Origin of the sequence: Streptomyces sp. NPDC059455 (assembly GCF_042750115.1) — a bacterium.
Lineage (GTDB): Bacteria > Actinomycetota > Actinomycetes > Streptomycetales > Streptomycetaceae > Streptomyces > Streptomyces endocoffeicus.
Map to the genome: position 1 here is coordinate 4795 of NZ_JBHYVB010000285.1, position 6770 is coordinate 11564.

General features: G+C 73.2%; 4 protein-coding genes and 1 pseudogene. 2 read left to right on the forward strand and 3 right to left on the reverse strand.

From position 1 onward, the window contains the following. Window positions 1–92: 92 nt before the first annotated feature. Window positions 93–2027 (reverse strand): glycoside hydrolase family 3 protein, encoded by a 1935-nt coding sequence (locus ACFXB5_RS49095; protein WP_385221415.1) that lies wholly within the window; start codon window positions 2025–2027, stop codon window positions 93–95. Window positions 2028–2247: 220 nt separating this feature from the next. On the opposite strand from ACFXB5_RS49095, the gene ACFXB5_RS49100 reads away from it, so the two are divergent. Beyond that, a complete protein-coding gene (locus ACFXB5_RS49100) occupies window positions 2248–3519 on the forward strand; it encodes a macrolide family glycosyltransferase (RefSeq protein ID WP_385221404.1) in 1272 nt (423 codons plus the stop codon). Window positions 3520–3670: 151 nt separating this feature from the next. On the opposite strand, the gene ACFXB5_RS49105 is transcribed toward ACFXB5_RS49100, so the two are convergent. Beyond that, window positions 3671–4585, reverse strand: coding sequence for a LysR family transcriptional regulator (locus tag ACFXB5_RS49105; RefSeq protein WP_385221407.1), 915 nt, complete (start codon window positions 4583–4585; stop codon window positions 3671–3673). A 115-nt stretch (window positions 4586–4700) separates the two neighbouring features. On the opposite strand from ACFXB5_RS49105, the pseudogene ACFXB5_RS49110 reads away from it, so the two are divergent. Then, window positions 4701–5553: pseudogene (locus ACFXB5_RS49110) on the forward strand (EamA family transporter); the annotation flags it as partial. A gap of 129 nt (window positions 5554–5682) precedes the next feature. Here the strand turns inward: ACFXB5_RS49110 and ACFXB5_RS49115 are convergent. Beyond that, window positions 5683–6480 carry a sugar phosphate isomerase/epimerase family protein gene (locus ACFXB5_RS49115; RefSeq protein ID WP_385221412.1) on the reverse strand — a complete coding sequence of 266 codons (798 nt, stop codon included), beginning with the start codon at window positions 6478–6480 and terminating at the stop codon, window positions 5683–5685. Between the last annotated feature and the right edge of the window lie 290 nt (window positions 6481–6770).

Here is a 6770-nt window from a genome sequence, read left to right on the forward strand (position 1 = left end):
TGGGGGGGTCCCGCGCGCCGGGGCCGGGGGGCGGGCCCCCGCGCCCCCCCGCCCCCCGGCCCCCGCGCCCCCACCCCCCCCCCCCCCCCTTCTCAGTACGTCAGCCCGTGTCCGATCGGGTACAGCACCCGGGACGGGTCGTCCGCGCGCCGGACCGCTACCGGCAGTTTGCCGCGCGGGGTGGTCCGGCCCGCGATGACGCGGGCGGCGGCGCGCAGTTCCACGTCCGTCCAGCAGTAGGCGGCCAGCGAGGCGCCGGGGGCCGTGTCGCGGCCGGTCAGGCGCGCGATGTCGTAGGGGTTGCGCAGGGCCAGGTGCACCACCGGCACGCCGGTGGCCACCAGGCGTGCCACCAGGGTGCGCTGGGCGGAGCCGGAGGCGATGTCGTACGTCGTCACGATCACCGCGTCCCGCCCGCGCGCCGCGGCGACCGCCGCCTCGATGCGCCGCGGGGAGGGGCCGGGGGAACTGGCGGTGCCGGTGGTGAGCGCCTCCGCGCGGAAGCCGAGCCCGGACAGGGCGCGGGCCAGGACGGACGTCGGCGGGCCGCCGGTGCCGGAGGGTGCCGCGGCGTCCACGCCCACCACGAGCAGGTCGCGGTGGCGGCGCGGCGACAGCGGGAGCAGCCCGCCGCGGTTGGTGATCAGGGTGGTGGTGCGCTCGGCGACGCGGTCGGCGGTGGCGCGGTGCTCGCGGGTGCCCACCGTGCGGTTGACCGCGCGGTCGCTGGTGTACGGATCGTCGAACAGGCCCCGGCGTACCTTGAGTTCGAGGACGCGCCGCAACGAGCGGTCGATGCGGTCCTCGCTGATCTCGCCCGCCCTGACGGCCTTGCGTACGCCCTCGAAGGCGAGGGACAGGCTCGGCGGGTTCAGCAGCTGGTCCACGCCCGCCTTGAGCGCGAGCACCGGCACCCGGTCGTCGCCGTACTTCTTCCGCACCCCTTCCATACCGAGCGAGTCGGTGACCACCACCCCGTCGTAACCCAGCTCCTCGCGGAGCACACCGGTGAGGATGGGGCGGGAGAGCGTGGCGGGGTCGTCGGCCGGGTCGAGCGCGGGGAAGAGCAGATGCGCCGTCATGATCGAGTCGATTCCGGCCTCGATCGCGGCCCGGAACGGCGGCGCGTCCAGCCGCTCCCACTCCTTTCGGGAGTGGGTGATCCGCGGCAGCCCGACATGGCTGTCCACGCTGGTGTCGCCGTGGCCGGGGAAGTGCTTGGCGGTGGCCGCGACCCCGGCGCTCTGATAGCCCTCCACCTGGGCCGCCACCATCCGGGCCACGGCCTTCGGATCGGCCCCGAAGGAGCGCACCCCGATCACCGGATTGGCGGGGTCGACGTTGACGTCCGCGATCGGGGCGTAGTCCTGTCGGATGCCGAGCGCGGCCAGCTCCGCCCCCGCGGTGCGCGCGGCCGTACGGGCGTCGGCCGCGCTTCCGCCCGCGCCGAGCGCCATGGCGCCCGGGAACAGTGTGGCGGGCGCGCCGACCCGGGCGACGGTGCCGTACTCCTGGTCGGTGGAGAGCAGGACGGGGACGGGCACGGAGGTGGCGAGCGCGGCCTTCTGGATGCCGTTGGAGAGCGCGGCCACCTGGTGGGGATCGCGGATGTTGTGCGCCCATCCGATGTACATCACCCCGCCCACGTGATACTTCGCGATCAGCTCGGCGGCGTTGTCGACCCCTATCTCCTTGCGGTTGGCCGCGACATCGGCGGGGTCGGGGCGGGTGGCCGAATGGCCGTACACCCGCATCACGAAGAGCTGGCCGATCTTCTGGTCCAGCGTCATCCGCCCGATGAGCTCGTCGATCCGCCGGCGGTCGCGCTCGTGGTCCCGGCCGGGCTCCGTGGTGGGCCGGGAGGGGGCCGCGGAGGGGCTGCCGGAACCGGCGGCGGTGCGGCGCGCGGGGACCGCGGGCGCGGGGGAGTTGTTCGTCGGTCCGCTGCATCCACCGGCCGCGGCGGCGGCCAGGGTGGCGGTGAGCAGGGCGCGGCGAGACGTCGTGTGCACCCGCACTCCTTCCATGGGACGTTCGGAGGGGGCGGCCATAGGTGTGCAGGACACGCTGGGACACAAACCGCGGTCGGGTCAAGGAAAGTCGGCCTTTTCCAATGGCCCGGAAGCGTAAAGGAAAAGACTGGTTAAAGACCGTGATCTGGCGTCCGCACGAAACCGGTACTAAGCTCTCGACCGGGTATGCACGGTATTTGTATAAGGCATCCGTTCTCGCTTATGTTCCGTTTTCATGACCCCACCGACGGGTGCCAAGCCCCCTACACACATCGCCATGTTCGGCATCGCGGCACACGGGCACGTCAACCCGAGCCTGGAGGTGATCCGCGAGCTGGTGGCCCGCGGTCGCCGGGTTACCTACGCCATTCCCGAGTCGTTCGCCGAGAAGGTGGCCGAAACCGGCGCCGAGCCGAAGACCTACACCTCGATCCTCCATGGTGAGAATGTGCCGGGCGCCAGAGGCTCCGATCTGATCGACTACATCGAGCCGTTTCTCACCGAGGCGGAGCAGGCGCTTCCGCAACATCTGGTGGCCTACGAGGGCGATGAGCCGGATCTGGTGATGTACGACGTCACCGCCTACCCGGCGCATGTCCTCGCCCATCGGTGGGGCGTGTCCGCCGTCGAGCTCGCGCCCAGCTTCGTGCCCTGGAACGGCTACCGCGAAGAGGTCTTCGAGCCGATGTACGCCCATATGCGGCGGTCGGAGCGCGGCCGGGCCTACTACGCGCGCTACCGCGCCTGGCTCGATGGCAACGGCCTGGCCGACGCCGACCCCGACACCCTCATCGGCCGCCCCAGCCGCTGTGTCGCCCTCATCCCCGAACTGCTCCAGCCCAACGCCGACCGCGTCGACACCTCCGTCTACAGCTTCGTCGGCGGCTGCCAGAGCGCCCGCCGCGATGTGGCGGAGTGGCGCCGCCCGGAGCGGGCCGCCGAGACCGACCGGATCCTGCTGATCTCGCTCGGCTCCACCTGGACCAGGGAGCCCGGCTTCTACCGCGCGTGCGTCGCGGCGTTCGGCGATCTGCCGGGCTGGTACGTGGTGCTCCAGATCGGCGAGTTCGTCGATCCGGCCGACCTCGGCGAGATCCCGGCCAATGTCGAAACGCACACGTGGATACCGCAGTTGAGCGTGTTGCGGAAGGCCGACGCGTTCATCACCCACGCGGGTGCGGGCGGCGCCCAGGAGGGGCTGGCCTGCGGAGTGCCGATGGTCGCCGTACCGCAGGCCGTCGACCAGTTCCGCAACGCGGACACCCTCGAGGGGCTCGGGGTCGGCCGCCATCTGCCCAAGGCGGAGGCCACGGCTCCGGCGCTGCGCAAGGCGGTGCTCGATCTGGTGCACGACCCCGAGGTGGCCGCCCGCTGCGCCGCGCTCAAGGCGCGGATGGCCACGGAGGGCGGGCCGGACCGGGCGGCGGACCTGATCGAGGCGGAGCTGCCGGTCCGACACCCCGCGCGGAACCGGCGCGGGTCGCCGAGCGTCGAAGGGGCGTGCTGATGGGGAGTCTCCGCACGGCGGTAGTCGGCTTTGCCGCTGGCTGCGTCGCCGACCACCTTCTCCGCCGCCCGCGGCCAGCAGCACCCCGCCGCCGACGCGACACCCCTCCCAGAGCGTCGGCGGCGCGCGGCGGGCTCGGCCCGTCGTGCGCTCAGCCCGTGCGGCGCGGCCAGAGGTCGCTCAGGAGCCGCACCGTCTCGGTGATGGCGGGGCGGCGGGCCGCGCCCGGACGCCACAGGGCGTACAGCCGCCGCACCGGGACCGGTTCCAGGGGCAGCGCCAGCACCCCGTCCGGCAGCGGACCGCGCCCCAGCCGGGGCATCAGCGCGACGCCGAGACCGGCCGCCACCAGGGCGATCTGGGTGTGGTTCTCCGCCGCCTGATACGCCAGGTCCGGCTCATGCCCCGAGGCCCGCAGCGTACGGACCAGCCAGTCGTGGCACACCGACCCCGGCGGCTGGCAGATCCACCGTTGGCCCGGCAGGTCCTCGCGGCGCAGCGGGCGCCGTGCGGCCACCCGGGCCAGTGGATGTCCGGCCGGGACGAGCAGATCGCACAGGTCCTCCCCGATGGCCGCCCGTTCCTGCCCCTCCGGGGCGGGCAGCGGGGCGATGTCCCAGTCATGGGCCACCGCCAGGTCGATGACCCCCTGCGCCACCAGGTCCACCGACAGATGCGGGTCCACTTCGAGCAACCGGGCGTCCAGGGAGGGGTGTTCGGCCATGAGCGCGGCCAGCACCGCGGGCATCAGCCCGCGCGCCGCCGAGGCGAAGGCGCCGATCACCAGCCGGCCCGTCGGCTGACCACGCCGCTCCTCCAGAGTGGTCTCGGCCTCCTCGACGATGGCGAGCAGCTGCTGCGCGGTGGCGGCCAGATGCCGGGCCGCGTCGGTCAGCGTGATGCCCCGGCCCTGCCGCTCCAGCAGGGTCGTCCGGGTCTCCCGCTCCAACTTGGCGATCTGTTGCGATACGGCGGACGGGGTGTAGCCGAGCGCGATCGCGGCGGCGCTGACCGAGCCGTGCACGGACACCGCGTGCAGAGCCCGCAGCCGGCCCAGATCCAGCACAGTTCGCCCTCCTCCTCGTACCTTTAACCGTTACTGCATCCAAGCATGAAGACATCCGCGCTGGTGCTACAAGGTCCGGGCGGCTGATCCTCGACCCATGCGATCAACGCAACCCATGCGACCTGTGCACATAGCCCTCGCCGTGCTGGTCACGGCCCTGTGGGGGGTCAACTTCGTGGTCATCGAGGTGGGCCTCGACCACTTCCCGCCCCTGCTCTTCTGCGCCCTGCGGTTCCTGGTGGCCGCGCTGCCCGCCGTCTTCCTGGTCGGCCCGCCGAGGGTCGCCTGGCGATGGATCCTGGGGGTGGGGCTGGCCCTGGGCGTGGCGAAGTTCGGGCTGCTGTTCATCGGAATGCACCAGGGGATGCCCGCCGGGCTGTCCTCGCTGGTGCTGCAGATCCAGGCGGTGTTCACGGCGCTGTTCGCGGCCGTCGTCCTCGCCGAACGCCCCGGCCGGCGGCGGCTGCTGGGCATGGCCGTCGCCCTCGTCGGGATCGCGGTGGCCGCCGTGGACGAGGGCACCTCGGGGCCGCTCCTCGGCTTCGTCCTCGTCGTCGCGGCGGCGGCCTTCTGGGGGGTCTCCAACGTCCTCACCCGCAAGGCGGCGCCGCCCGACGCCCTGAACTTCATGGTGTGGGTCAGCGTGGTGCCGGTGCTGCCGCTGCTCGCGCTCTCGCTGGTGTTCGAGGGCGCGCGGCCCGATGTCGAGGCGCTGAGCCGGCTCGACTGGGCCGGGGTCGGCGCGATCGTCTATGTCGCCTGGGTCACCACGGTGTTCGGCTTCGGAGTCTGGGGCTTTCTGCTGCGCACCTACGACGCCTCGGCGGTCGCCCCGTTCTCGCTGCTGGTGCCGGTCTTCGGGATGTCCTCGGCGGCGCTGGTGCTGGGGGAGGGCATCAGCGCACCGCGCTGGCTGGCGGCGGCGCTGCTGGTGGGCGGCGTGGCGCTGACCTCGCTCCCGGCCGGGAGGCTGGCACGCATGCGCCTCGGGCCGCGCCGCCGCCCCGAGCCGCCTGAGCCGAGCGATCAGGACGGGCCGAGGCGTCAGGATGGGCCGAGCCGTCAGGATGGGCCGAGGCGGACCCCGAGCCGGGCGCTCAGGCCGCGTCGGCGAGCAGCCGCAGCAGATGCTCCCGGCCCGGGGCCAGCAGCTCCGGGAACGCTCGCGCCTGCGGATACCACCGCTTCTCGTACTCCCAGCACAGCCAGCCGTCCCAGCCCTCGCGGCTGAGCAGCTCCACGCACTCGGTCAGCGGCAGCACCCCCTCGCCCAGCGGCAGCGGGGTGGTGTCCTCGGCCGAGGCGATGTCCTTGACCTGGACGTAGCCCAGATGAGCGAAGAGCGCCGGATAGCTGGTGGCCGGATCCTCGCCGCCCAGCCAGGTGTGCATCACATCCCAGATCGCCCCGACGCTGCCATGACCCACGAGCCCGAGGACCCGGGCCGCGTCCGCGCCCGTCCGGTGCGAGTCGTGGGTCTCGAGCAGCAGCCGTACGCCGAGGTCGGCGGCGCGGGGCGCGGCCGCCGCGAGCCGCCGGGCGGCCGTGGCGTCGGCCTCCTCCGGGCTCTGCTCCCCGCCGCCGGGGAAGACCCGGACATTGCGGGCGCCCAGGTCGTGGGCGAGCTCCAGCAGCTCCCCGAGCCCGGTCAGCACCGGCTCGTCCGGCCCGGCCTGGGCGGCGCGCACATATCCGGCGACGGTGAGGATCTCGACCCCGGCGTCCCGGAACTCCGCCGCCACCCTGGCCCGTTCGTCCGCCCCGATCCCCGGGTGCACCGGCTCCTCGGGGTGGGCGCGCAGCTCGATGCCGTGGTATCCGGCCCCGGCGGCGAGCCGGGCCACGTCGGGCACGGGCATACCGGGGACGCCGAGGGTGGAGAAGGCGAGCTTCATGTGGGCTCCCTTGGTAGGGGTCGTGCGGGACGTGGGGATCTTCTTGCCCTTCATGCGGGACGCTAAGCAGGGGCACGAGCCGAATCAATCCTGCCGGGCCGATCGCGCCTGCGGCGTGTCTTGGTTCGGTGGTTCGGCCGTCGTGCCGCCTATGTGCTGTCCGGCGGGTCTTGGCGTCTGCGGCGGGCTGCTTTCCCCTCCCCGTCCCTTCCCGCAGCATCGATATGCGGCTCCGCCGCGTGGCAGGGGCTTCGCCCCTTGGACCCCGGGTCTGGGGCGGAGCCCCCCAC

Excerpts from the sequence above, each read along its gene's own strand:
- ACFXB5_RS49095 (WP_385221415.1), bottom strand. The coding sequence starts at position 2,027 with ATGGAAGGAGTGCGGGTGCACACGACGTCTCGCCGCGCCCTGCTCACC.
- ACFXB5_RS49100 (WP_385221404.1), top strand. The coding sequence starts at position 2,248 with ATGACCCCACCGACGGGTGCCAAGCCCCCTACACACATCGCCATGTTC.
- ACFXB5_RS49115 (WP_385221412.1), bottom strand. The coding sequence starts at position 6,480 with ATGAAGCTCGCCTTCTCCACCCTCGGCGTCCCCGGTATGCCCGTGCCC.